The organism is Flavobacterium resistens (assembly GCF_900182645.1).
Lineage (GTDB): Bacteria > Bacteroidota > Bacteroidia > Flavobacteriales > Flavobacteriaceae > Flavobacterium > Flavobacterium resistens.
In genome coordinates, this window is the sequence record NZ_FXTA01000003.1 from 751,446 (window position 1) to 776,104 (window position 24,659).

Consider the following 24,659-nt stretch of genomic DNA (forward strand, 5'->3'; position numbering starts at 1 on the left):
TCTTTATTTTAGATTTTAGATTGTTGACTTTAGATTTTTAGATTTTAGGTCTTCACTCTAAAATCTAAAATCTGAAATCTAAACTTTGTTCTCCGTTACAGTCTGAATAAAAATATCGTTTATACTTGGAATTTTTTCTACAAAATGTGTCACTTGTCCGCGTTGCGTAAGAATATTCAAAAGCTCATTTGGTGAAGCATTTCCTATTTGAATATTTAATTTTAAATCATCATTTAACGATTTGAAATTAGCCGGCGAAACGGTAAATTTTTGCGTAATATCATACATCAAGCCTTCAACATTGCTCGTCAGGATTCCAACTTCAAAACTGTTCGTTCTAAACTGGCGTTTAACATCGACCACTTTTCCTTCTATCAATTTATTTGATTTATGAATTAAAGCAATATTTTCACAAAGTTCTTCTACACTTTCCATTCTGTGTGTCGAGAAAATAATAGTTGAACCTTGTTCTTTTAATGCCAAAATTTCATCTTTAATAACATTGGCATTTACAGGATCAAATCCTGAAAACGGCTCATCAAGAATCAACAATTTCGGCTTATGCAAAACACAAACAACAAACTGGATTTTCTGTGCCATTCCTTTAGAAAGTTCCTGGATTTTCTTGTTCCACCAACCTTGAATTCCCAAACGATCAAACCAATAATCCAATTGTTTTTTAGCTTCGGCTTTAGAAAGTCCTTTCATTTGTGCCAAATACAAACATTGCTCGCCTACTTTCATAGAACTGTACAATCCTCTTTCTTCCGGAAGATATCCAATTGTCTGAACGTGTTTCGGCTGGAGTTTTTCTCCATCCAAAATTACCTCACCGCTATCAGGCAATGTGATTTGATTTATGATTCTAATAAGTGAAGTTTTTCCAGCTCCATTCGGACCTAAAAGTCCATAGATACTGCCTTTTGGCACATTTAATGAAACTTCGTTAAGCGCTACATAATCGCCATATTGTTTTACGACCTTATGTACTTCGAGTAAGTTGCTCATGCTGTTTTTGAGATTTTCTGCGTTGCTTATGCCATTATGACTAAGCGACTGTAAAAGTAAATAATTAGAAGCGAATCTTACTACTATTACATAAAAAACCCATCCTAAAATTATGTTAGAATGGGTTTTTCTATTTATTTAAACATTTTGAAAAAGTCCTGATTATGAGAACATATCTTTTACTTTTTCAAAGAATGATTTCTCTGATTTTTCTGGGCTTGGAACAAAGTGCTCGTCGTTTAAAGCATTTTCAAAGAATTGTTTTTGCTCTTTATTTAAAGTTTTTGGAGTCCAAACATTTACGTGAACTAATAAATCTCCGCTTCCGTAACCGTTTAAACTCGGAATTCCTTTTCCTTTTAATCTTAAGATTTTTCCAGACTGGATTCCTTCTTCTAACTTAATACGCACTTTTCCGTTGATTGCTTCAATATCTTTTGAAGCCCCCAAAACTGCTTCAGGGAAACTGATATATAAATCAAAGTGAACATTTTCACCTTCACGTTTCAGGAATTCGTGTTCTACTTCTTCAATAGCAACAATTAAATCACCCGGAATACTATTTCCTGGCGCGTCGTTACCTTTGTTAGAAACTTTCAACTGCATTCCATCAACAACTCCCGCAGGAATTTTGATTGATACTGTTTCATCTTCCTGAACCATACCTTGAGCATCAGCCTCAGCAGGTTTTTTATCTAAAATCTGACCAGAACCACCACAAGTAGGACAAGTTGACGCAGATTGCATTCTTCCTAAAATAGTATTGGTTACACGCATTACTTGTCCTTGACCGTTACAAGTCGTACAAGTTTTATACGTTACACCTTTAGCCTGAACTTTACGTTTTACTTTTACTTTTTTCTCAACTCCATTTGCAATCTCTTCTAAAGTCAATTTAACTTTAATTCGAAGATTACTTCCTTTAGCACGGCGAGGGCCTCCACCTCCGCCTCCGAAACCGCCAAATCCGCCACCAAAAATATCACCAAACTGGCTGAAAATGTCATCCATATTCATACCACCATGGCCGCCGCCAAATCCGCCAGAACCATCAAATGCCTGATGACCATATTGATCGTATTTCGCTTTTTTCTGTGGATCACTCAAAACTTCATAAGCTTCAGCTGCCAATTTGAAGTTTTCTTCTGCCTCTTTGTCGCCTGGATTTTTATCAGGGTGATATTTTAAAGCGCTTTTTCTGTACGCTTTTTTAATTTCGGCAGCATCAGCATTTTTTGAAATGCCTAATATTTCGTAAAAATCTTTTTTCATAATTAGATTAGGTTCCAAATCTTAAAAATTCCAAAATCCAAAAAATGTACTTGAAATTCTTATAGCATTTTTTTAGTTTCCAACTACAACTTTAGGAAAACGAATAATTTTGTCTCCTAATTTGTATCCTTTTTCAATAACATCAACAATTTTCCCTTTCAATTTGTCAGATGGAGCCGGAATTTGAGTAATTGCCTCTGCAACATCAGCATTAAATGCATCTCCTGCCTGAATTTCAACTTGCTCTAAACCTTTAGAAACTAAAGTGTTTTTAAATTTTTCGTGAATCAACTCAACACCTTTTTTAAGGTTTTCGTCTTCAGATTTGTTGATTTCTACTGCAGCTCTGTCAAAATCGTCTAAAACTGGAAGCATAGCCAATAAAACTTCTTGGTTTGCTGTTTTAAACAATTCAAGACGCTCTTTTGAAGTTCTTTTTTTGTAATTTTCAAATTCAGCAAATAATCTCAAAAACTTATCTTTTTCGTGAGCCAAGTCTTTAGCTAATTGCTCCTCAACACTTAATTCTTCAACAATTAACTGCTCTCCGTTGGCATTGTTCTCTAACGTTACATCATCTAATTCCTGATCGAATTCTGTATTTTCCGTAGTCATATTACTTTTATTTTTAAAAATATTCTTAAACTTCATTTTTATTCTTTTTTGTGATTGCAAAAGTACTGCCAAATATTTTAAAATGTCAAATTGTCACTTTATTAAAAATGAGCTGCTTAAAATAGGAAAGCAGTACATAAAAATTTTATTATAATTTTAAGACTATTACGTTATAGTTTGTTTTATCTTTGAGGTCGTTAAAACGTAAATTATTACACCAAAATTGAATTTAAGGGTTGGCTTAGGCCTCAAAAATAATTATTAATTCAAATTTACCTTATATTAAAAAAAGCTTCGCCTTATAGAGACGAAGCTTTTTTTTATGCTGTTATTTGATTCTATTTGCACGGGCGGAGGGATTCGAACCCCCATCAACGGTTTTGGAGACCGCTATTCTACCCTTGAACTACGCCCGTAACTTAAGGTCGGCAAATTAAAAGTTTTTTTTCTTCTCTGGCAACTATTTCAGGCAGAGATTTCAAAAGAAATCCCTTTAAATCTGTGCATTTCAAAGCAAAAACCTTTCTTACAGACAGTTAACCCAACAGGGCATTTTTCAATCCTTCGAAATCTACAGAAATCTGCTCGCCTGACACTAAATTTTTAAGAGCATAAGTATTTGACGCAATTTCCTGATCTCCCGCAATTACTGCAAACGGAATCAAACGTTTATCTGCATACTGAAATTGTTTTCCAACTTTTACATTATCAGGATACAATTCCACCTTTATATTTTCTTGTCTTAATTTCTGAATTGCTTTTGAAGCATACAAAGCTTCTTTGTCTCCATAATTGATAAAAATTGCTTTTGATGTCGCAGCAACAGTTTCAGGAAACAATTGCAATTCTTCTAAAACCAAATAAATTCTATCTAATCCAAATGAAATTCCGACACCGCTCATATTTTTCAAACCAAAAATACCAGTCAAATCGTCGTATCTTCCGCCACCACCAATAGATCCTATCGAAACTGTTTTTGGAGCTGCAACTTCAAAAATTGCTCCTGTGTAATAATTTAAACCACGAGCCAAAGTCACATCTAAATCCAAAATTGCAGTCGACAAACCTAAATCGGCAACATTGTCGCAGATGAATTTAAGCTCTTCAACACCTTTCATACCTTCTTCAGATGAAGATAATAATTCTGAAAGCTGATTAATTTTATCTGCGAAAGTTCCACTGAAACTGAAAAGTGGCTGAACTTTTACCAACGCTTCTTCAGAAATTCCTTTTTCAATCATTTCTTTTTTAACGCCGTCTTCTCCGATTTTATCTAATTTATCAAGAGCAACTGTAAAATCAATTAATTTGTCTGAAGCACCAATTACCTCAGCAATTCCAGATAATATTTTTCTGTTATTAATTTTGATTGTTACGTCTTCTAAACCTAAAGACGTAAAAACGGTATCGTATAATTGAACCAATTCCACTTCCTGCCATAATGATTTTGAACCAACAACATCGGCATCACATTGAAAAAATTCTCTGTAACGTCCTTTTTGCGGGCGATCTGCTCTCCAAACTGGTTGAATCTGGTATCTTTTAAATGGAAATTCAATTTCGTTTTGGTGCTGTACAACGTATCTGGCAAAGGGAACTGTCAAATCATATCGCAATGCTTTTTCTGAAATTCTTCCGGTAAATTTATTCAATTCAATTCTCTGATCTAAACTTATTGTTTCAGCAGAATTAGTTTGAAGCGCCTCTAAAGATTCTGGTAATTCGATTTTATTTTTATTGAAGAAAAAGTTTCCTGAATTCAGAATTTTAAAAATCAAACGATCGCCTTCTTCTCCATATTTCCCCATCAAAGTATCTGAATTTTCAAACGAAGGCGTTTCGATTGGCTGAAAACCAAATTTCTCGAAATTAGCTTTTATCGTCTGAATAATATATTGACGTTTTGACACCTCAGCAGGTGAAAAATCTCTGGTTCCTTGTGGAATACTTGGTTTTGAAGCCATCTTTTTTATTTTAGATTTCTGATTTTAGATTTTAGATTTATTTTGAATTCTAAAAACCTAAAATTCTTTGACATTGTTTCTTTCTAATCGACTGCAAATATCTTACTTTTTAAAATAAATAATAACACTTCGAAAACAAACTTGTAACAAAAACCGTATTTTCGTGACAAATTGGTCATGATGCTAAAATTATTTAAAGAAAATATCCGAATTGCTTTTGGTTCCATCAAAACACAAATTCTTCGAACCATTCTTACCGTATTAATTATTGCTATCGGAATTACCGCTTTGGTTGGGATTTTGACCGTTGTAACAGCACTCGAACATACAGTTTCGACCAATTTTGCTTCAATGGGCGCCAATACATTCAACATCAATCAATACGAAAACAACCTTAAGAACCGAGGCGGAAAAGAGCGCGAAATCATAAATCCGATTATTTCATATCCTGAAGCCGTTGCTTTTAAAAATAAATACAAATATCCGTTTACTGAAACTTCTCTTTCTTTTACTGCAACATCAAAAGCTGAAGTTAAATTTCTAGGCGAAAAAACAGATCCGGAAATAAAAATCCTTGGTGTTGATGAACATTTTATATCAAATTCAGGTCTTGAAACTACATTAGGCCGTTCTTTCAATCAATTTGATATTGATAACAATACTTATTCTTGCATTGTAGGTTCTGATTTTGAAAAAGGATTATTAAAAGATGTAAATCCAATTGACAAAATCATTTCAATAAGAGGCGCACGTTTTAAAGTAATTGGGGTATTAAAGGAAAAAGGATCAACTTTTGGAAATAGTCAGGACTTGCGTGTTTTGATTCCAATTCAAGTTGCACGTTCTTTATTTACAGCACCAAATATCAATTATACCATTAGTGTCATGGTTTCTAAAAAAGAACTTTTAGATCCTGCAATTGACAATGCAACGAGTGTTATGCGACGAGTTCGCAAATTAAATCCTGTTCGCGATAATAATTTTGGAATGGGTCGAAGCGATGATTTGATAAATAGAATTCTTGGAATTACACAATATTTAGGCTGGGCATCTTGGATTATTTCTATTATAACAATTCTAGGTTCATCAATCGCTTTAATGAATATTATGATTGTTTCAGTTACAGAACGTACTCGCGAAATTGGTGTTCGTAAAGCTTTAGGTGCTACAAAAACAACTATTTCTACTCAGTTTTTTATCGAAACATTATTGATTGGGCAAATTGGCGGATTGGTCGGAATTATAATTGGGATTTTGCTTGGTTTTGCCATTGCAACTGCAATGAATTTTGCATTCGTTATTCCGTGGGGCGCTATTTTTGCAGCGTTTGCAACTAGTTTTACTGTTGCAATTGTTTCTGGATTATATCCTGCAATCAAAGCTTCTAAGTTAGATCCGATTGAAGCGCTGCGTTACGAATAATTAGTCATAGTTTACAGTCTTTACTTACTGAAAAATAAGACTGTAAACTTAAATATTCCCTTTAATCATTCGATCATTATCGTAAATATCTTTTCGGAGTTCGATATTTTTGAAATTCATTTTTTCCAGTAAATCGTTCATTTCTTTTCCTAAATACTGATTGATTTCAAAATACAATTGTCCTTTTTCCAAAAGATTTTTTTTGGCTAGTTCAGCAATTTTTCTGTAAAAAATCAACGCATCGTTATCATCAACAAACAGAGCCAGATGTGGTTCAAAATCCAAAACATTCTTTTTGATTTCAACCTTTTCCAAATTCCGAACATAAGGCGGATTTGAGACAATGATATCATAATCAGATTTCAATATCTCTAATTCTAAAATATTCTTGAGCATAAAAGTTACCTCGACATTATTGTTTATGGCATTTCTTTTTGCTGTTTCTAACGCTTTTTTAGAAACATCAATTGCGTAAACTTTTGCATTTGGAATATTTTTAGCCAGCGAAATTGCAATACAACCACTCCCTGTCCCGATATCTAAAATTTTAATTTCTTTAGAACTTCCTTTATTTTCATTAATAATCCACTCTACCAATTCTTCGGTTTCAGGCCTCGGAATCAAGACATTTTCATTCACTTCGAAATCCAAACCATAAAAACTCGTTTTACCGAGCAAATACTGAATCGGAACTTCGTTTTTTAAGTCATCCAATAGTGAGTCCCAAACCACAAAATCCTTTTCAGAAAAATTCAGTTCATGATTTAAAGCCAAATCAATCTGGCGCAATTTATGTTTGTCTTCTAGAATTAAATAGAAAAAACTCTCCGCTTCGTATGCATCATATAAAGGCGATAATTCTTTTATAAACTGAGTGCGGTATTGTTTAATTTTCATTTCTGATCTCTGAGTAATTTTTATTCAGCAAAAGCTGATTTTTCTTTCAAATAAGTATTGAAAAATCTAATTTGTTACAAGATTTTACAAAACTTTCAACATCCAAACCGGGCAAGAACTGTGTCCAGTACATCCTAACGGAGCATCTAAATATTCAAAACCTGATTTTTTATATAATTTTTGAGCTGCATGCATAAAAGGCATCGTTTCAATATAACATTTTTCAAATCCAAAATTTCTCGCTTCCTGTAGGCATTTCTCCATCATTTCACTACCAATTCCTAAACCTCGTGTTTTAGGCGAAAAATACATTTTTTGCAATTCGCAAATTTCTGAAGCACCATTTTCTAAAGGTGCAATACCACAACAACCTACTATTTCTCCTTCATTTTCAACCACAAAATAAACAGATCTTGGTTTATTGTATTCTTCAAACATCAAATCAAGATATGGATCTGCATACGCTGTCCCTACTTTTGGAATTTCCATTTCATCAAAAACGGAACGTATTAATTGTGCTACTGCCTTGTTATCTTCTTTTTTAATTGCTCGGATTATGTAATCTTTCATGTTTCGTTATTCGGTAATATATCTACAAAAGTAAAAATACTTTTCCGATAGTTTCTCAACTATACTGTTAACTATCGGGATTAAAGTCAAAAATGATTATTTTTGCCCCGTGAATACACATGAAAAATACATAAAACGTTGCATTGAACTTGCTCAAAACGGTTTTGGAACCACTTATCCAAATCCGATGGTGGGAAGCGTAATTGTTCATGAAGGCAAAATAATTGGCGAAGGCTGGCACAAAAAAGCCGGCGAACCTCATGCCGAAGTTAATGCCGTGCAATCTGTAAAAGACAAATCGCTGCTAAAAAAAGCTACCATTTATGTAAGCCTGGAACCTTGCAGCCACTTTGGAAAAACACCTCCTTGTTGTGATTTAATTATTGCAAATAAAATTCCGAATGTCGTTGTTGGAACCGTCGACCCAAATGAAAAAGTGGCAGGAAGAGGAATTAAAAAACTAATTGAAAACGGCATAAATGTTACTGTTGGAGTTTTAGAAGAGGAATGCAACGAACTCAATAAGCGCTTTTTTACTTTTCATCAAAAAAAGAGACCTTATATTATATTGAAATGGGCCGAAAGCCAAGATGGATTTTTAGCGCCTGAAAAAGAAATCGGCCAAAAACGCAAACCAATTTGGATTACGAATCAATATTCGAGACAATTAGTTCATAAATGGCGAAGTGAAGAACAAGCGATTTTAGTAGGAACGCAAACGGTTATTGACGACAATCCGAAATTAAATGCCAGAGATTGGTCAGGGAACAATCCAGTTCGCGTGGTTTTAGATCAGAATAACCGAATTTCAAAAGACAGCTTTGTTTTTGATGACAGTGTAAAAACAATTGTATTTTCTAAATCAGAAAACAATATTTCTACCGAAAACATCATTTTTGAGAAAATTGATTTTAATGAAAATGCAATTTCTCAGATTTTGGACGTTTTACATCAGCATCAAATTCAATCTGTTATTATTGAAGGTGGAAGACAAACTTTGCAATCTTTTATAGATTCGGATTTATGGAACGAAGCCCGAATTTTTATTGGAACAACCATTTTTGAAAAAGGTGTAAAAGCACCAATAATTCAGAAAAGCAATGTTTTAAAAACAAGTATTCAAAACGACGAATTACTATACATTAGAAACCATGATTGATACGATAATTTTTGACTTTGGCGATATTTTTATCAATTTAGACAAACAAGGAACTATTTCAGGATTGAAAAAATTAGGAATGACTGAATGGAGTTCAGAAATGGATCGTTTGAATTTATTATACGAAACTGGTGATGTTTCGTACGAAGATTTTTTAGATGGATTTCAGAAAGAACTTCCAAATGCTTCTATTGAAGAAATTCTGGAAGCCTGGAATGCTGTTTTAGCTGATTTCCCAGTTTATCGATTAGAATTTTTAAAAGAGCTTTCAAAAAAATACCGTTTGTTTCTTTTGAGCAATACTGACGCCATTCACATTGCCACTTTTGAAAAAACTGTAGGCAAACCTTTTTATACTGATTTCTACAATTGTTTTGAAAAAGTTCATTTTTCATTTGAAATTAGAAAACGTAAACCCAATGCAAATTCTTATCAACATTTAATTGACGAACATAATTTAATTCCGGAGCAAACGTTATTTGTTGACGATAAAAAAGAAAACACAGACGCTGCCGCAGCTTTAGGTTTAAAAGTTTGGAATTTGCAAGTTGGACAGGAAGATGTTATTCAGTTATTTGATAAAAATTTACTTTAGAAAAATTACTTTTGGAATACAGCGACACTTATCAAACCATTGCATTTGAATCTGAAGAAGTGCTTTTTAAGGAAAAAGGAAGCAAATTCTTTGGCTACGCATTCCCTATTGAAAGCGAAGACGAAGTAAAACCTATTATTGAAGACTTAAAAAAACTGCATCCGCATGCTGTACATTATTGTTATGCGTATCAATTAGGAACAGCTCCAAAAATATCGTATCGCGCAAATGACGACGGTGAACCCAGCAATACTGCGGGCGCTCCTATCTATGGACAAATTCAGTCTTTTGGCGTGACAAATATTCTTGTTGTTGTAGTTCGTATTTTTGGCGGAGTAAAATTAGGTGTTGGAGGTTTGATTTCGGCTTATCGAACTACCGCACAAATGACGCTTGAAGTTTGTGAAATTGTCGAAAAAACAATTGATGTTCATTTTTTAATCTCTTTTGATTACAAAAATATGAATAAAGTGATGCGAGTTATCAAGGAAAAAAAACTCGAAATCACTTCTCAGGAAATGGAAATCGATGAAAATTCCGGCCTCCCAATTGGCAAAATAATCACAAAAACACGTAAAAAAAATGCCGAATCAGTATTCGACATTTTTGATTTAATGTTTGAAATCGATATTAAAATTGTATAAATTAATATTAAAACACACCCTGTTTTAACAATTATTCCAATGTTTTAAATAATTCTAAAATGTAATCTGGAGGTGCTGTTGGACGACCTGTTTTTAACGAAATAAATACTAAAATAAATACTGCTGTTGTTAATAACTCACCCGCTTCGTTAAAGATCTCACAGTCGAATTCAATCTTAACAGAAGACTGACTTTTAAAGGTTGTATGAATTGTAAGAAGTTCATCGTAACGCGCCGATTTTTTATAATTGATTTGCATCGAAACAATCGGGAGTCCAATTCCGCTTTCTTCCATGCTAGCGTACGAAATCCCTTTATTTCTAAGCCATTCCACGCGTCCAATCTCAAAATAGGGCACATAATTTCCGTGATAAACAACTCCCATTTGGTCAGTTTCTGAGTAACGAACACGCACTTGCGTTTGATGATTTTTCATTATTTATAGATTAAAAAAAATTAAATTCCTAAAGTTCACTTACAACTTTTTTTTTATAAAATTAGACCCAAAATATTTTTTTTTACAGAAATTTGTTCACATATTTGTTATCCCGAAATACGGAAAAATTTTACTCCATTTTTATTAGGAGAATCTTTATCAATAATAAAAAACTTATCTGAATCTATGACTAAAACTGCTCAATCGGTATGGGAAAACTGTTTGTCCTTTATAAAAGACAATATTCAAGATCAAGCTTACAAAACTTGGTTCGAACCAATCAAATCAGTTGAGCTAACCGACAACGCATTATATATTCAGGTACCAAGTAAATTCTTCTACGAATGGCTAGAAGAACACTACGTTAAATTATTGAAAGTTGCGCTTACCAAAGAACTAGGAAAAAACGCAAAGTTACTCTATAAAATTAAAATGGAAAACACTTATGGAAACAAACAGCCGTTTACCGAGCAGCTGCCAAGTTCCAACAGAGTACCTATGAAACCGCAAGAGGTTGATGCTCCGTTTAAAAACTTAAATCCAGAACTTAAAAATCCTTTTGTAATTCCGGGAATCAGAAACCTGAAAATTGAATCTCAGTTAAACCCAAATTATAGTTTTGATAATTTCCTTGAAGGAGACTCAAACCGTTTGGCGCGTTCTGCAGGGATGGCTGTAGCCAATAAACCTGGAGGAACTTCATTTAATCCGTTATTAATTTTTGGTGGAGTTGGTTTAGGAAAAACACACTTGGCACACGCTATTGGTGTTGAAGTAAAAGACAAATATCCTGAAAAAACGGTTTTATATATTTCTGCCGAGATTTTCACACAACAATATATTGATTCTGTTAAAAAGAATAATCGTAATGATTTCATTCATTTTTATCAGTTGATTGACGTTTTGATTATTGATGACGTTCAGTTTTTATCTGGAAAATCTGGAACTCAGGATGTTTTCTTCCACATTTTTAATTACTTACACCAAAACGGAAAACAGGTAATTTTAACTTCGGACAAAGCACCTGTTGATATGCAGGATATCGAACAACGCTTGTTATCTCGTTTTAAATGGGGATTATCCGCAGAATTACATCAACCAGACTACGAAACTCGTATTTCTATCTTAAAAAACATTTTATACCGCGATGGTGTTGATATGCCGGAAGACATTTTAGAATATGTTGCCCGAAATATCAAAACCAATGTTCGTGAGCTTGAAGGCGCAATAATTTCATTAATCGCTCAGTCTTCTTTCAACAAAAAAGAAGTTACAATCGAACTTGCAAAAAACGTTGTAGAGAAATTTGTTAAAAACGTAAAGAGAGAAATCTCTATCGATTATATTCAGAAAATTGTTTCTGATTATTTCCAGTTAGATATTGAAACACTTCAATCTAAAACCAGAAAAAGGCACGTTGTACAAGCGAGACAATTGGCCATGTTTTTTGCAAAGAAATTCACTAAAGCATCTTTGGCAAACATTGGTTCACAAATTGGAGATCGTGATCACGCTACCGTTTTACACGCTTGTAAAACCGTTGACAACTTAGTTTCTACAGACAAACAATTCAAGAAATTTGTCGAAGACATCAACAAAAAATTAACGCTATAAACGCGAATCATGCCAGTAAAAATCTTAATGGTTTGTTTGGGGAATATTTGCAGATCACCTTTAGCTGAAGGTATTCTGGCATCTAAATTACCAAAAGACAAATTTATAGTTGATTCAGCCGGAACTGGATCTTGGCATGTAGGACACGCACCCGACAAACGTTCGATTGCTGTTGCTCAAAAAAACGGATTATCCATTGACAATCAAAGAGGAAGACAATTCAAATCTTCAGATTTTGACGAATTTGATTATATCTACGTGATGGATAATTCGAATTACCGCGATGTGATTCATCTTGCCAAAACTCCTGAACACAAAAACAAAGTCAATCTAATTCTGAACGAATTATTTCCTGATGAAAATGTCGATGTTCCAGACCCATATTACGGAGCAGTAAATGGTTTTGACAATGTTTACCAAATGTTGGATGAAGTCGCAGACATAATCGCTAAAAAACTTATCGAAAAGCATTCATAATTTGTATTTCAGTTATTTATAAATAATTGAAATACATTTTCTTTTTTAATTTAAAATATCTCAAAATGAAACTTCTAGGAAAACTATATTTAATTCCAACTACAATGGGCGAAAGCGATCCAATGGATGTTTTACCTCAGACAGTAAAAAGAAGTATCGAACTTATAGATCATTACATTGTTGAAAATGATAAAACTGCCAGAAAATCAATTAAAGCAGTTTATCCCGAGAAAAAACAATCAGAATTAGTTCTTTTCACTTTAAACAAACGCACCGAACCAAGCGAGCATTTGGAATTCATAAAGCCTTTATTAGAAGGAAAAAATATGGGATTAATGAGCGAAGCAGGCTGTCCAGGTGTCGCTGATCCGGGTGCTGTGATTGTAAAATTGGCGCATGAAAAAGGAATCCAGGTTGTTCCGTTGGTTGGCCCTTCTTCTATCCTATTGGCCATGATGGCTTCTGGAATGAACGGTCAAAGTTTTACTTTTAATGGTTATTTGCCAATTGATAAAGACGAAAAAAAATCGGCATTAAGACATTTTGAAAGATTATCTCAAGACAAAAATCAATCTCAGATTTTTATTGAAACGCCGTATAGAAACAATAAATTAATTGAAGATCTTTTGCAGATTTTAAATCCGTCGACACATTTATGTATTGCAACAGATATTACTTTACCAACAGAATTCATCAAGACCTTGAAAGTGTCGGATTGGAAAAAATTAAAAATTGATATTGATAAACGCCCTACGATTTTTATTATCCATAAAATGTAAACTAACTCTAAAACCAACCTAATGAAAAAATTTATTCTCCTTGTTTTAATTTGCTTTGCACAAAATATATTTTCACAAAGCAATACGTCGAACTCTAAAACAAAAAGTTCGGAGACATCTATCAAAACAAAAAACAGCAATACTGATACAATCATAACGATAGATGAACCCGTAGGTAGTTCGGCAACAACAAACAGCGAGGATAATACTATCTACAACACTGCAGGCATAGACGTTAGACCAGACTTCCCTGGCGGATATGACAAATTCTTTGCATTTGTTGATGAAAATTTTAAATCTCCCGAAGGAGCTATTAACATAAAAGGAAAAAAAATCTACGTAATGTTTATCGTTGAAAAAGATGGCTCACTAAGTGACATAAAAGTCCTTAGAGATGCAGGTTACGAAACAGGAGCTGAAGCAATCCGTGTTCTAAAAATATGCCCAAAATGGATTCCCGGTGAACATAATGGCAAAAAAATAAGAGCTTTATTTTCAGTCCCATTAGTCCTAAAATAATTTAGCTCAATTAAATTATCCATATTACACTCACAAGTTTTCCCCAAATCAAACTTTATCATGAGTAAACTTCCAAACATAACGACAAGCATCTTTACGGTAATGTCCAAAATGGCAACTGAATACAATGCTATAAATCTTTCGCAGGGATTTCCAAATTTTCCTGTTGACGAAAGACTGACAGATATTGTCACCAGATTATCAAAAGAAAATGTACATCAATATACACCAATGGCCGGTTATCCGCCATTGATGAACAAAATTGCAAAATTGACTAAGGATTCTTATAATAGAATTATTAATCCTGAAACAGAACTTTTGGTTACAGCCGGAGCAACTCAAGGAATTTTCACCACAATTTTGGCTTTGGTAAAAGAAAATGATGAAGTAATTATTCTCGATCCGAGTTATGATTCTTATGAATCTCCTGTTTTACTCTGTAAAGCAAAACCAGTTCGTGTGGCATTAAATGATGATTATACTCCAAATTGGGAAACGATTGAAAAAGCCTGCTCTTCAAAAAGCAGAATGATTATCATAAACAATCCGCATAATCCGACTGGTAAAATTTTAACTGAAAATGATTTTATTCAGCTAAAAAATCTTCTTGAGAAATATCCTGACATTATTGTTTTATCAGACGAAGTTTATGAATACATTACTTTTGAAGAAAAACATATTTCGGCACATACAAAAAGCTTTCTTATCGATCGATGCGTAATGGTTTCCTCTTTCGGAAAATCATTTCATATTACAGGCTGGAAAATTGGCTACACCATTGCACCTGAATATTTAATGAAAGAAATCAAAAAAGTACATCAATTTTTGGTTTTCAGTGTCAACAGTATTTCACAATTTGCTATCAGTGAATATTTAGATGTTGTCGATGTAAATTTACTTGGAAAATTCTATCAGGAAAAACGAGATTATTTTCAAAAACTGCTTCAAAACAGCCGTTTTGAATTAAAGCCTTGTGAAGGAACCTATTTTCAGGTTGCGTCTTATGCCAATATTTCAGATGAAGACGATGTTACTTTCTGTAAAAATCTTATCATTAATCATGGCGTTGCAGCAATTCCGATTTCAACTTTTTATTCCGATCATAAAGACCAGAAATTGATTCGTTTCTGTTTCGCAAAAGATAATTTTACGCTTGAATCTGCCGCAAAAAAACTTTGTCAAATATAAAGTTTATCAAAATTTTATAACAATATTATGCGTGCATCCTATTTTTTTAATTAATATTGTAAAAAAAGAAAAGTATGAGCTATACAGATAAAATGTTGCGCGATGATGCCTTAAAAGGCAAAGTCATTGTAGTTACTGGGGGCGGAAGCGGTTTAGGAAAAGCAATGACGAAATATTTCTTAGAATTAGGCGCTCAGGTAGCGATTACTTCAAGAGATTTAGAAAAATTAAAAACAACAGCTTCAGAATTGGAAAGCGAAACTGGCGGAAAATGTTTACCGCTTCAGTGCGACGTACGCCATTATGAAGAAGTAGAAAATATGCTTCAGGAAACTTTAAAAGTTTTCGGAAAAGTGGATGTTCTTTTAAACAATGCGGCAGGAAATTTCATTTCACCAACTGAACGTTTATCAGCAAATGCATTTGATACTGTTATAGATATTGTACTTAAAGGATCTAAAAACTGTACGCTTGCTTTTGGAAAACATTGGATTGATACGAAACAAACATCGGCTACAATTTTAAATATCGTAACGACTTATGCTTGGACTGGTTCGGCATATGTAGTACCAAGTGCAACTGCAAAAGCAGGAGTTTTGGCCATGACAAGAAGTCTTGCTGTAGAATGGGCGAAATACGGAATTCGTTCGAATGCGATTGCTCCGGGGCCATTTCCAACAAAAGGTGCTTGGGACAGATTATTACCAGGAGATCTTTCTGAGAAATTCGATATGGCTAAAAAAGTACCTTTGAAACGTGTTGGAGATCATCAGGAATTAGCCAATTTGGCTGCTTATTTAGTTTCTGATTTTTCTGCTTACGTGAACGGAGATGTAATTACAATCGACGGAGGTGAATGGCTAAAAGGTGCTGGACAATTCAACTTATTAGAAGCAATTCCGGAAGAACTTTGGGATCAGCTTGAAATGATGATTAAAGCAAAAAAGAATAAATAATTACAAGTGCTTACTAAATTCAGAATATTTTTAAAAACTATACTGACTGCACGAAATCCCGAAGGTTTACTTTCGGGATTTTTTTTATGTTTTTCACCATATAAGTGATAATCATTTAACCATATAAGTAATATAAATTCAGTTAAATAGCATTCTGCTTAAATATATTGCATCTTAATTTTACTTATATTACTTATATGGTTAAATCATTTTAAATGTTTAACAATTCAGGTAAATTATTAATTTTGCCAAACAAATATCAAACAAAAATTTTATGCTCATTATTGGACTTGCAGGAGGAACAGGAAGTGGAAAAACAACGGTAGTACACCAAATCATGAATGAATTACCAGACACTGAAGTTGGCGTAATTTCTCAGGATTCGTATTACAAACAAACCGATAATTTATCTTTTGACGAAAGAGCATTAATCAACTTTGATCACCCGCGCGCGATTGATTTTGAATTATTGGTTAAACATTTAAAAGCTTTAAAAGCCGGCGAAACAATCGATCAGCCTGTATATTCTTTCATTCAGCATAACAGAACCGACGATACGGTTTCGACACATCCAAGAAAAGTAATGATTGTTGAAGGAATTTTAATTTTAACAAATCCTGAACTTCGGGATATGTTTGACATTAAAATCTTTGTTCATGCTGATTCTGACGAAAGATTAATCCGTCGTTTAAAAAGAGATATTTCAGAACGCGGACGCGATATTGACGAGGTTTTAAACCGTTATCAAACTACTTTAAAACCTATGCATGAGCAATTTATAGAACCATCAAAGGCTTTTGCAGACATTATTATTCCAAATGATAAATACAATACTGTAGCAATTGATGTAGTTCGTGCCGTAATTAATCAGCGAATTTCATAATTTTTTATTGTAAATTTAAACCATAAAAAAGAAAGTTTCCCGATAATTTTCGGGATTGCTTTTTATGATGTCTAAAAAACCAATCATATTCAAAAGAAACAATCTTATATGAAATTCAAAAATCCATACAAAGACAAAAAATGGTTCAAATATTTGGGTAACAAATATGTTTGGGTATTGCTGTTTTTTATCGTCTGGATGTTATTTTTAGACAATTACTCCTATTTTGACCATCGTTTTCTGGATGGACAAATCAATGAGCTTCAAGACAATAAAAAATACTATCAGGACGAAATAAAAAAGGATCAGGAACAGATCAAACAACTTAAAAATCCTGAACAAATAGAAAAATATGCTCGCGAAAAGTATTTTATGAAAAAAGACAGTGAAGATATTTATATCATTCACTTTGAAGGAGACACAATTCAAGAACAAGAATAATCACAAAAAAACTAATGGCTACTAACCTATTCGACGATTTTAATCCGATTTCATCCAAACAGTGGAAACAAAAAATCCAGTTTGAATTAGAGGGAGCAGATTATAACGAAACTGTAATTTGGAATTCTCCTGAAGATATTCAGGTGAAACCTTTTTATCACAACGATGAATTTACTAAATCGGCTGCGGTTGAGACATATGCTTCTGATTTTAAAATCTGCCAGAATATTTTTGTTCACGATGTAGAAAAATCAATCAAAAGAGCAAACAACACGCTTGAAAGAGGTGCAGAAAGTTTACGTTTTACTATTCAAAACGAAAATACTGACATTGTTTCTTTATTGGAAAATCTTCCTTTAGAGAACAGAATCGTTTACTTTAATTTGACTTTTCTCTCAATCGATTTCGTAAAAAAACTGGACGAGATTTCTGTTCAAAAAAAGGCAATTTTTTACTGCAATTTAGATCCGATTGGACAATTAGCAAGAGATGGAAACTGGTTTACAACATCAGATAAAAGTAATTTTGAAACACTTGAAAAGATTTCAAATCAAACCAATCTCTCCTTTTTAAGTGTAGATTTAGGTTTGTATCAAAATGCAGGAGCAAATATTACACAACAAATTGCTTATAGTTTAGCACATGCAAATGAATATTTAAACCGTTTATCAACTTCAACAAAAACAATTGTTTTTCAAATATCAGTTGGAACAAATTACTTTTTTGAAATTGCAAAACTTCGTGCTTTGCGAATGCTTTTCAAATTAATTGTAACTGAATACAATCCTAATATAGATTGTCATTTTCTAGTTACACCAACAAAACGAAATAAAACTATTTACGATTATAATGTCAATATGCTTCGAACTACAACCGAATGCATGTCGGCAATTTTAGGCGGAGCCGATGCTGTAGCTAATTTACCTTATGATGCTTTGTATCATAAAGACAACGAATTTGGAGATCGAATTGCCCGCAATCAGTTGTTAGTTTTAAAACACGAAAGTTATTTTGATAAAGTCGATAATCCAGCTGATGGAAGTTATTACATTGAAAGTCTAACTATTCAATTAGCAGAAAAATCTCTGAATTTGTTTAAAGATATTGAAGCCAACGGAGGTTTCTTAAAACTCTTGAATGACGGAACTATCAAAAAGAAAATTCAGGAAAGCGCAAATAAAGAGCAGGAATTATTTGATTCAAAAAAAGAAGTTTTGCTTGGAACAAATAAATATCCGAATAAAGAAGACAAAATGAAACATGATTTAGAACTGTTTCCTTTTGTAAAAATCAAACCTCGAAAAACATTAATTACACCTATTATAGAAAAAAGATTAGCCGAGAAACTAGAGCAAGAAAGATTAGAGCTAGAATAATTCTTTTTAAACGTAATTAATATTCACACCAAAGAAAGCGTCTCCATGATAAGAAAAGACCTTAAACATATTAATCTTGAAAGTCAAAAGCCGAAAATTGAAAGTCAAAAACTAGAAAATTTGACAAACAATTTCACGACTGCAGAAGGAATCGAAATCAAAAAAAACTATACTGAAAAAGATATAGAAGATTTAGAATTTCTTGATTTCGGAGCCGGTTTTACTCCTAATTTGCGCGGACCGTATGCAACAATGTATGTAAGACGTCCGTGGACAATTCGGCAATACGCCGGATTTTCGACTGCAGAAGAAAGTAATGCTTTTTACAGAAGAAATCTTGCCGCAGGTCAAAAAGGACTTTCAATTGCTTTTGATTTGCCTACACATCGTGGTTACGATTCTGATCACGAAAGAGTTGTGGGTGATGTTGGAAAAGCAGGAGTTGCCATCGATTCTGTAGAAGACATGAAAGTATTATTCGATCAGATTCCGCTAGACGAAATGTCGGTTTCAATGACCATGAACGGCGCCGTTTTACCTATCATGGCTTTTTATATTGTGGCCGCTGAAGAACAGGGAGTTGAACTCAAAAAACTTTCGGGAACTATCCAAAATGATATTTTGAAAGAATTCATGGTTCGTAATACCTATATCTATCCACCAACGCCTTCGATGAAAATCATTGCTGATATTTTTGAATTTACAAGCAAAAAAATGCCAAAATTCAATTCGATTTCTATTTCAGGCTATCATATGCAAGAAGCTGGAGCAACGGCTGATATAGAATTGGCTTATACTTTAGCCGATGGTTTAGAATATATCCGAACAGGATTATCCACAGGAATGACAATTGATGAGTTTGCTCCTCGTCTATCTTTCTTTTGGGCCATTGGAATGAATCATTTTATGGAAATTGCTAAAATGAGAGCCGGCCGAATGATTTGGGCAAAATTATTACAGCAATTTAATCCTAAAAGTGACAAATCGTTGGCACTTAGAACACATTGCCAAACTAGCGGATGGAGTTTAACAGAACAAGATCCGTTTAATAATGTGGCACGAACTTGCATTGAAGCTACTGCTGCTGCTTTTGGCGGAACACAATCTTTGCATACCAATGCATTAGATGAAGCAATTGCGCTTCCAACAGATTTTTCAGCGAGAATTGCGAGAAACACGCAAATTTATTTACAAGAAGAAACTAAAATCACTAAAACTGTTGATCCTTGGGGAGGCAGTTATTATGTTGAATCACTCACAAATGAGATTTTAGAAAGTACCTGGAAATTAATTGAAGAAGTTGAAGAATTAGGCGGAATGACAAAAGCAATCGAAGCCGGAATTCCGAAACTTCGAATTGAAGAAGCTGCAGCGAGAAAACAAGCAAGAATTGACAGCGGGCAGGATATTATTGTTGGTGTAAATAAATTTAGATTAGAAAAAGAAGATCCGCTTCATATTTTGGATGTTGACAACCAAATGGTACGTAAACAGCAAATTGAGCGTCTTACAGAAATAAAAGCAAGCAGAAATACTGAAAAAGTAAATCAATCACTGGAAAAATTAATTCATTGTGCTAAAACTGGACAAGGAAACTTATTAGAAATTGCTGTTGAAGCAGCTCGTGAAAGAGCGACTTTAGGTGAAATAAGCGATGCTCTGGAAAGTGTTTTTGGACGATTCAAAGCACAAATTAAATCCTTTAGCGGTGTGTATAGTGCAGCAATAAAAAATGACGAAAATTTTGAAAAAGCAAAACAATTAGCGGATGCTTTTGCAAAACAAGAAGGAAGACGCCCAAGAATTATGATTGCCAAAATGGGACAAGATGGTCACGATCGAGGCGCAAAAGTGGTAGCAACCGGTTATGCTGATGTTGGTTTTGATGTAGATATAGGTCCACTTTTTCAGACTCCAGCTGAAGCAGCTAAACAAGCCGTAGAAAACGACGTTCATATTTTAGGAGTTTCATCATTGGCCGCTGGACATAAAACATTAGTTCCGCAAGTTATTGAAGAATTAAAAAAACATGGTCGTGAAGATATCATGGTTATAGTTGGCGGTGTGATTCCGGCGCAGGACTATCAATATTTATTTGATGCAGGCGCTGCAGCCATTTTTGGCCCAGGAACAAAAATAAGTGAAGCAGCAATTCAAATTCTAGAAATCTTAATTGATTAACTTAAATATAAAAAATCCCGAATTGATTGATTCGGGATTTTTTATGCTTTTTAGATCTTACTTATTGTTGCATTGCTGTCCGCTTCAATATAAGAGAGATCATAACCTCCAAAGTCCTTCATATAGCTTTTTAATGAAGTTCCGTAAGCATCTCTAAAATGCCTCGCTCCTTTGTTTTTAAAGAAGTTTTTCACTGAACCAGCTCCACCAAGGTGTGCTGCTGCTAAAATTCCAGATTCGGTAATTTCAATACCATTAATTACTTTTCCTTCGTACTTTTCGATTTCATAACGCAAAATCCATTTGTTTTTGGATAATAAAGCAATGAAAGCTTTTTCTTGTAACGCAGGATCCTTTAAAAAGGCTTTGTTGTTTTTTATACCAATAGCTCTTAGGGCTTCAGAACCAAACTGGTATTTTCCCATGTAACCAAGTGAATTAACCAAGCGGTATTTTCCTTGAGATTCTTTGAAAGCAACTGCTTCTTTAAAACCTATAAAATGATTTCCGGTGTATGGGAAGTTTAAATTAGGATAATCATCCTTTTCTTGTGATGGAAAAATGTATTCTGCTCCATCTGATTTTTCGGTGAGAAACCAACGTTTGGTTTCCAGATTGAAGGGTTTAAAACCCAAACTTAAAAATGTAATAATAACGACTAAACTCGCATAAAAATACCATTTCTTTATCATAAATTGTTTTTCTTCAAGACGCTGTCACCCTCTTGAAATTTCTACAGTGCAAAGATAAGAAATACAAAACAATACTGTAAATCAACAATTTACGTGATTTTAAAAAATTAAAAATCCTGTTTAAGCCCTTTGATCATGCAGTTTAAGAGCATTTTCACGGAAGTTGAATTGTGCTCAAAAATAGAAAAAATTAAATCTCAAAAAATGCCATTTTTATCATTTTTTTATCAAATATGTTAAAAAACAAAGATAAAGCTTACAAAAAATATCGCTTTTTTTGACTAACTATAATTTCAAACGAAAAATATTTAGAATAAATTTGTAGTAAAAAACTTAAATCATGAACTTTTTTGGGTCTTTACTTTAAAAAATAGTTTCCAAAATCTCTATAACATCAAATTTGAGTTAACTTTTTTAAAGCTCCTTTTAAAATAAAAAAAGTGTGTTTTTCAAAAAACTAAGTAAATTTTAATAATAAAAAAACCGAAGTAAAATTTACTTCGGTACATCTAATATGTTTCAAAAATAGTATTTATCTCGTAACACCTTGGCTGGCAATCCAGTCTGAATATTTTTTTGCATTTACATTATGTTCTGCTAAAGTAGAAGCAAATTCATGATAACCGAAACGATCAACACTTGCACAGAAATAAATATAATCGTTTTTCTCAGGATTTAAAACTGCATCAAGCGCTGTAATATCGGGCATCGCGATTGGTCCAGGAGGAAGCCCTGTATTTACATAAGTATTATATGGAGATCTCATAACCAAATCGTTATAAAAAACTCTTTTTATTACCTGATCGAAATTATTATCTCTTAATTTCAAAGCATAGATAACTGTTGGATCAGCCTGAAGTGGCATATCTAAACGTAAACGGTTTAAATAAACACCAGCAATACGAGGTCTCTCATCTTTCTTTACCGACTCTTTATGTACAATTGAAGCTAAAATGGTCGCTTGAACTGGTGTAAGTCCTTGTTTTTTTGCTTTAGCTATTCTTTCATCAGTCCAAAAATTATGATATTCCTTGATCATTTTATCACGGAATTTTTCAGCTGAAGTATTCCAATAAATCTCATAGGTGTTTGGAATAAACATCGCAAAAACATTGTCTTCATTGAAACCATTCTGCGCCATGAAAGTAGAATCTTTAATCGCTTTTAATAAAGACAAACTGTCGGCTTCAATTTCAGAACCTACTCTTCCTGCAAAATTCTCAAGACGTTCTTGATTATTAAATGCCAATTTAACCGGAACATTAGAACGCATTGCACGAACTAAATCAATATTATTCATTCCTTTTTTAAGTAGAAAACGTCCTGATTTTACATTTTCAGGATAACTTCTTTTATTGGCAACCATTTCAAAATTGTCAAAGTTTTTGACATATGGCTCTAATATTTTTTTTACATCTGTATAATTTGCGCCAGTTGGCACATAAACATAAAGTTTCTCTTTTTCAAATTTGGTGTTCGAGCTGAAAATTTTATTAATTAAAATAAATCCGTAAATCATTAAAACTGAAATTACGGCTACAGCTACTATCGTGATAATTTTTTTTAAGCTCAAAGTTTAAATTTTAGATTTGTTTGTTAATTAATTGAAAAATTGCCTCGTCTTGATAGTGGTTATCCAGCAAAATCCAATCTTTTTTAATTCCTATTTTCTCAAAACCAAATTTAGTAAAAAGTGCTATACTAGCTACATTTCCTACATTAATATTTGCATAAAGCTGATGCAAATTTAAATTATGAAAAGAATATTTAATCAGCAACTCTAATGCCTCAGAACCAATATTTTGATTTCTATTCTCTATACTCTTAATCACAATTCCTATCCCCGCTCTATTATTTTTTGGATCAAACTCAAATAAATCGATTAGTCCAATAGCCGGGAAATGTTGGTCTTGGCAAATTGCCAAACGCAATTGTTTCGCTTCATAAATATCTTGTTGCGCATTTTCGAGATATTGCCGAATCAAATATCGGCTATATGGCGTATTTGTATTACTGACTTCCCAAATGCTTTGATCATTTTCCATTTCGTACACGAACTCTAAATCATTAGGTTCTAATGCACGCAGATAAATATTTTCGCCTTTGAGAGTGATCATTTATAAGTTTAAATTATTGTTTTTGAATTAAATCTCTATTGTTCCTTTAAAAACAAATTTTGCAGGTCCAGTCAAGAAAACGTTAGAAAAGTGTTCTCCTAATTTATCAAATGAAACAACTAGTTTTCCTCCTTCAACATTTAAATTAATTGAAGTTTTATCCGTTTGACCAATTGCGTTCATTGCTATGGCAACTGCTGTTGCACCAGTACCGCATGCCAACGTTTCATCTTCAACACCTCTTTCATATGTACGAAGTGAAAAAGTATCATCATCAATCTTTTTAACGAAATTGATGTTACTTCCTTTTTCTCCATATAATTCTCCATAACGAATTGCGGCTCCATTTTCTTTCACATTATATTCTTTTAAATTTTCAACTATTTGAACATGATGCGGAGAACCTGTATTTAAAAAAGTATGCGAATCGTGTTTTTGAACTTCATCAACATCAATCATTTGCAATGAAACAATCGCATCGTTTCCTACTGAAGCATGATGCAAACCATCTGTCGCAATAAAAGTTGCTTTATCATTAATAACGCCTAATTGATTAGCAAAAGCAACAAGACAACGTCCGCCGTTGCCGCACATTGAACTTTCATTTCCGTCAGAGTTATAATAAACCATTCTGAAATCAGTTTCAGAATCATTTTCAAGTAAAATAAGTCCGTCAGCTCCAATTCCAAATCGTCTGTCGCATAAACGTTCAATTAATTGAATATCTTCTTTCGGAAAAAAATTAGAACGATTATCGATCATCACAAAATCGTTCCCAGTACCTTGATATTTATAAAATTCTATTTGCATTTTTTAGTAGTTAAGAAATGCAAAAGTACGAAGAAACTGCGAAG

General features: G+C 33.3%; 25 protein-coding genes and 1 tRNA gene. 14 read left to right on the plus strand and 12 right to left on the minus strand.

The features are described from left to right. Positions 1–78: 78 nt before the first annotated feature. From FN795_RS14605 to hisS, 5 genes are all read right to left on the minus strand, one after another. Positions 79–1,008, minus strand: coding sequence for an ABC transporter ATP-binding protein (locus FN795_RS14605; RefSeq protein ID WP_142451272.1), 930 nt, complete (start codon positions 1,006–1,008; stop codon positions 79–81). A gap of 162 nt (positions 1,009–1,170) precedes the next feature. Then, positions 1,171–2,280 (minus strand): molecular chaperone DnaJ, encoded by a 1,110-nt coding sequence (gene dnaJ / locus FN795_RS14610; RefSeq protein ID WP_142451273.1) that lies wholly within the window; start codon positions 2,278–2,280, stop codon positions 1,171–1,173. 72 nt (positions 2,281–2,352) lie between these two features. Continuing rightward, positions 2,353–2,931, minus strand: coding sequence for a nucleotide exchange factor GrpE (locus tag FN795_RS14615; RefSeq protein ID WP_035647996.1), 579 nt, complete (start codon positions 2,929–2,931; stop codon positions 2,353–2,355). Positions 2,932–3,240: 309 nt separating this feature from the next. Continuing rightward, positions 3,241–3,311 (minus strand) — tRNA-Trp (locus tag FN795_RS14620). A gap of 120 nt (positions 3,312–3,431) precedes the next feature. Continuing rightward, positions 3,432–4,859 carry a histidine--tRNA ligase gene (hisS, locus tag FN795_RS14625; protein ID WP_142451274.1) on the minus strand — a complete coding sequence of 476 codons (1,428 nt, stop codon included), beginning with the start codon at positions 4,857–4,859 and terminating at the stop codon, positions 3,432–3,434. 177 nt (positions 4,860–5,036) lie between these two features. Between hisS and FN795_RS14630 the strand changes: the two genes are divergently transcribed. Then, the gene (locus FN795_RS14630; RefSeq protein WP_035648001.1) at positions 5,037–6,281 is read left to right on the plus strand and encodes an ABC transporter permease; all 1,245 of its coding nucleotides are present in this window, start codon (positions 5,037–5,039) and stop codon (positions 6,279–6,281) included. 48 nt (positions 6,282–6,329) lie between these two features. Here the strand turns inward: FN795_RS14630 and prmC are convergent, their stop codons facing one another. Both prmC and FN795_RS14640 read right to left on the minus strand, forming a co-directional pair. Beyond that, positions 6,330–7,178: a peptide chain release factor N(5)-glutamine methyltransferase gene (gene prmC / locus FN795_RS14635; protein ID WP_142451275.1), complete on the minus strand. Its 849-nt coding sequence runs from the start codon at positions 7,176–7,178 to the stop codon at positions 6,330–6,332. 84 nt (positions 7,179–7,262) lie between these two features. Next, positions 7,263–7,748, minus strand: a complete 486-nt coding sequence (locus FN795_RS14640; protein ID WP_142451276.1) for a GNAT family N-acetyltransferase — start codon at positions 7,746–7,748, stop codon at positions 7,263–7,265. 109 nt (positions 7,749–7,857) lie between these two features. Here FN795_RS14640 and ribD point away from each other — a divergent pair, with 109 nt between their 5' ends. Genes ribD through FN795_RS14655 form a run of 3 tightly spaced genes read left to right on the plus strand, consistent with a single transcriptional unit; the run spans position 7,858 to position 10,146 of the window. Further along, positions 7,858–8,907 carry a bifunctional diaminohydroxyphosphoribosylaminopyrimidine deaminase/5-amino-6-(5-phosphoribosylamino)uracil reductase RibD gene (gene ribD / locus FN795_RS14645; RefSeq protein WP_142451277.1) on the plus strand — a complete coding sequence of 350 codons (1,050 nt, stop codon included), beginning with the start codon at positions 7,858–7,860 and terminating at the stop codon, positions 8,905–8,907. Then, positions 8,900–9,502 (plus strand): HAD family hydrolase, encoded by a 603-nt coding sequence (locus FN795_RS14650; RefSeq protein ID WP_142451278.1) that lies wholly within the window; start codon positions 8,900–8,902, stop codon positions 9,500–9,502. The genes ribD and FN795_RS14650 overlap by 8 nt, the downstream gene beginning before the upstream one ends. A gap of 11 nt (positions 9,503–9,513) precedes the next feature. After that, complete coding sequence (locus tag FN795_RS14655) at positions 9,514–10,146, plus strand: IMPACT family protein (protein WP_142451279.1); 633 nt, start codon at positions 9,514–9,516, stop codon at positions 10,144–10,146. A gap of 31 nt (positions 10,147–10,177) precedes the next feature. On the opposite strand, the gene FN795_RS14660 is transcribed toward FN795_RS14655, so the two are convergent. Beyond that, complete coding sequence (locus FN795_RS14660) at positions 10,178–10,582, minus strand: acyl-CoA thioesterase (protein ID WP_142451280.1); 405 nt, start codon at positions 10,580–10,582, stop codon at positions 10,178–10,180. 186 nt (positions 10,583–10,768) lie between these two features. Here FN795_RS14660 and dnaA point away from each other — a divergent pair, with 186 nt between their 5' ends. The 10 genes from dnaA (at position 10,769) to scpA (ending at position 20,996) form a co-directional block, all read left to right on the plus strand. Then, the gene (gene dnaA / locus FN795_RS14665; protein ID WP_142451281.1) at positions 10,769–12,196 is read left to right on the plus strand and encodes a chromosomal replication initiator protein DnaA; all 1,428 of its coding nucleotides are present in this window, start codon (positions 10,769–10,771) and stop codon (positions 12,194–12,196) included. Between the two features lie 9 nt (positions 12,197–12,205). Then, complete coding sequence (locus FN795_RS14670; protein ID WP_142451282.1) at positions 12,206–12,673, plus strand: low molecular weight protein-tyrosine-phosphatase; 468 nt, start codon at positions 12,206–12,208, stop codon at positions 12,671–12,673. Between the two features lie 65 nt (positions 12,674–12,738). Beyond that, complete coding sequence (locus tag FN795_RS14675) at positions 12,739–13,452, plus strand: SAM-dependent methyltransferase (RefSeq protein WP_142451283.1); 714 nt, start codon at positions 12,739–12,741, stop codon at positions 13,450–13,452. A gap of 21 nt (positions 13,453–13,473) precedes the next feature. After that, positions 13,474–13,971 carry an energy transducer TonB gene (locus FN795_RS14680; RefSeq protein WP_142451284.1) on the plus strand — a complete coding sequence of 166 codons (498 nt, stop codon included), beginning with the start codon at positions 13,474–13,476 and terminating at the stop codon, positions 13,969–13,971. Positions 13,972–14,031: 60 nt separating this feature from the next. Beyond that, the gene (locus tag FN795_RS14685; protein ID WP_142451285.1) at positions 14,032–15,159 is read left to right on the plus strand and encodes a methionine aminotransferase; all 1,128 of its coding nucleotides are present in this window, start codon (positions 14,032–14,034) and stop codon (positions 15,157–15,159) included. 74 nt (positions 15,160–15,233) lie between these two features. Further along, positions 15,234–16,115 (plus strand): SDR family oxidoreductase, encoded by an 882-nt coding sequence (locus FN795_RS14690; protein WP_026727944.1) that lies wholly within the window; start codon positions 15,234–15,236, stop codon positions 16,113–16,115. A gap of 274 nt (positions 16,116–16,389) precedes the next feature. After that, on the plus strand, positions 16,390–16,998 hold the full coding sequence (gene udk / locus FN795_RS14695) for a uridine kinase (protein ID WP_008467967.1): 609 nt from the start codon (positions 16,390–16,392) through the stop codon (positions 16,996–16,998). Positions 16,999–17,106: 108 nt separating this feature from the next. Further along, positions 17,107–17,439 (plus strand): FtsB family cell division protein, encoded by a 333-nt coding sequence (locus FN795_RS14700; RefSeq protein WP_035648023.1) that lies wholly within the window; start codon positions 17,107–17,109, stop codon positions 17,437–17,439. Between the two features lie 14 nt (positions 17,440–17,453). After that, complete coding sequence (locus FN795_RS14705) at positions 17,454–18,815, plus strand: methylmalonyl-CoA mutase subunit beta (protein ID WP_142451286.1); 1,362 nt, start codon at positions 17,454–17,456, stop codon at positions 18,813–18,815. Between the two features lie 45 nt (positions 18,816–18,860). Continuing rightward, positions 18,861–20,996 (plus strand): methylmalonyl-CoA mutase, encoded by a 2,136-nt coding sequence (gene scpA / locus FN795_RS14710; protein ID WP_154275334.1) that lies wholly within the window; start codon positions 18,861–18,863, stop codon positions 20,994–20,996. 50 nt (positions 20,997–21,046) lie between these two features. Here scpA and FN795_RS14715 read toward each other — a convergent pair whose 3' ends face one another. The 4 genes from FN795_RS14715 to dapF all read right to left on the minus strand — a co-directional run bounded on the left by FN795_RS14715 (position 21,047) and on the right by dapF (position 24,615). Next, complete coding sequence (locus FN795_RS14715; protein ID WP_142451287.1) at positions 21,047–21,688, minus strand: peptidoglycan-binding protein LysM; 642 nt, start codon at positions 21,686–21,688, stop codon at positions 21,047–21,049. Between the two features lie 532 nt (positions 21,689–22,220). After that, entirely contained in the window at positions 22,221–23,261 is a 1,041-nt protein-coding gene (gene mltG / locus FN795_RS14720; protein ID WP_142451288.1) for an endolytic transglycosylase MltG, read from the minus strand. Between the two features lie 10 nt (positions 23,262–23,271). Further along, positions 23,272–23,805, minus strand: a complete 534-nt coding sequence (locus FN795_RS14725; protein ID WP_142451289.1) for a GNAT family N-acetyltransferase — start codon at positions 23,803–23,805, stop codon at positions 23,272–23,274. Between the two features lie 27 nt (positions 23,806–23,832). After that, complete coding sequence (gene dapF, locus FN795_RS14730; RefSeq protein WP_142451290.1) at positions 23,833–24,615, minus strand: diaminopimelate epimerase; 783 nt, start codon at positions 24,613–24,615, stop codon at positions 23,833–23,835. Positions 24,616–24,659: the final 44 nt, after the last annotated feature.

Coding starts and splice junctions, on each gene's coding strand:
- udk (WP_008467967.1), top strand. CDS start 16,390: ATGCTCATTATTGGACTTGCAGGAGGAACAGGAAGTGGAAAAACAACG.
- prmC (WP_142451275.1), bottom strand. CDS start 7,178: ATGAAAATTAAACAATACCGCACTCAGTTTATAAAAGAATTATCGCCT.
- FN795_RS14630 (WP_035648001.1), top strand. CDS start 5,037: ATGATGCTAAAATTATTTAAAGAAAATATCCGAATTGCTTTTGGTTCC.
- FN795_RS14650 (WP_142451278.1), top strand. CDS start 8,900: ATGATTGATACGATAATTTTTGACTTTGGCGATATTTTTATCAATTTA.
- FN795_RS14680 (WP_142451284.1), top strand. CDS start 13,474: ATGAAAAAATTTATTCTCCTTGTTTTAATTTGCTTTGCACAAAATATA.
- FN795_RS14705 (WP_142451286.1), top strand. CDS start 17,454: ATGGCTACTAACCTATTCGACGATTTTAATCCGATTTCATCCAAACAG.
- FN795_RS14675 (WP_142451283.1), top strand. CDS start 12,739: ATGAAACTTCTAGGAAAACTATATTTAATTCCAACTACAATGGGCGAA.
- dnaJ (WP_142451273.1), bottom strand. CDS start 2,280: ATGAAAAAAGATTTTTACGAAATATTAGGCATTTCAAAAAATGCTGAT.
- dapF (WP_142451290.1), bottom strand. CDS start 24,615: ATGCAAATAGAATTTTATAAATATCAAGGTACTGGGAACGATTTTGTG.
- FN795_RS14690 (WP_026727944.1), top strand. CDS start 15,234: ATGAGCTATACAGATAAAATGTTGCGCGATGATGCCTTAAAAGGCAAA.
- FN795_RS14640 (WP_142451276.1), bottom strand. CDS start 7,748: ATGAAAGATTACATAATCCGAGCAATTAAAAAAGAAGATAACAAGGCA.
- hisS (WP_142451274.1), bottom strand. CDS start 4,859: ATGGCTTCAAAACCAAGTATTCCACAAGGAACCAGAGATTTTTCACCT.
- FN795_RS14605 (WP_142451272.1), bottom strand. CDS start 1,008: ATGAGCAACTTACTCGAAGTACATAAGGTCGTAAAACAATATGGCGAT.
- FN795_RS14725 (WP_142451289.1), bottom strand. CDS start 23,805: ATGATCACTCTCAAAGGCGAAAATATTTATCTGCGTGCATTAGAACCT.
- dnaA (WP_142451281.1), top strand. CDS start 10,769: ATGACTAAAACTGCTCAATCGGTATGGGAAAACTGTTTGTCCTTTATA.
- FN795_RS14715 (WP_142451287.1), bottom strand. CDS start 21,688: ATGATAAAGAAATGGTATTTTTATGCGAGTTTAGTCGTTATTATTACA.
- FN795_RS14660 (WP_142451280.1), bottom strand. CDS start 10,582: ATGAAAAATCATCAAACGCAAGTGCGTGTTCGTTACTCAGAAACTGAC.
- FN795_RS14615 (WP_035647996.1), bottom strand. CDS start 2,931: ATGAAGTTTAAGAATATTTTTAAAAATAAAAGTAATATGACTACGGAA.
- FN795_RS14670 (WP_142451282.1), top strand. CDS start 12,206: ATGCCAGTAAAAATCTTAATGGTTTGTTTGGGGAATATTTGCAGATCA.
- FN795_RS14700 (WP_035648023.1), top strand. CDS start 17,107: ATGAAATTCAAAAATCCATACAAAGACAAAAAATGGTTCAAATATTTG.
- scpA (WP_154275334.1), top strand. CDS start 18,861: ATGATAAGAAAAGACCTTAAACATATTAATCTTGAAAGTCAAAAGCCG.
- FN795_RS14685 (WP_142451285.1), top strand. CDS start 14,032: ATGAGTAAACTTCCAAACATAACGACAAGCATCTTTACGGTAATGTCC.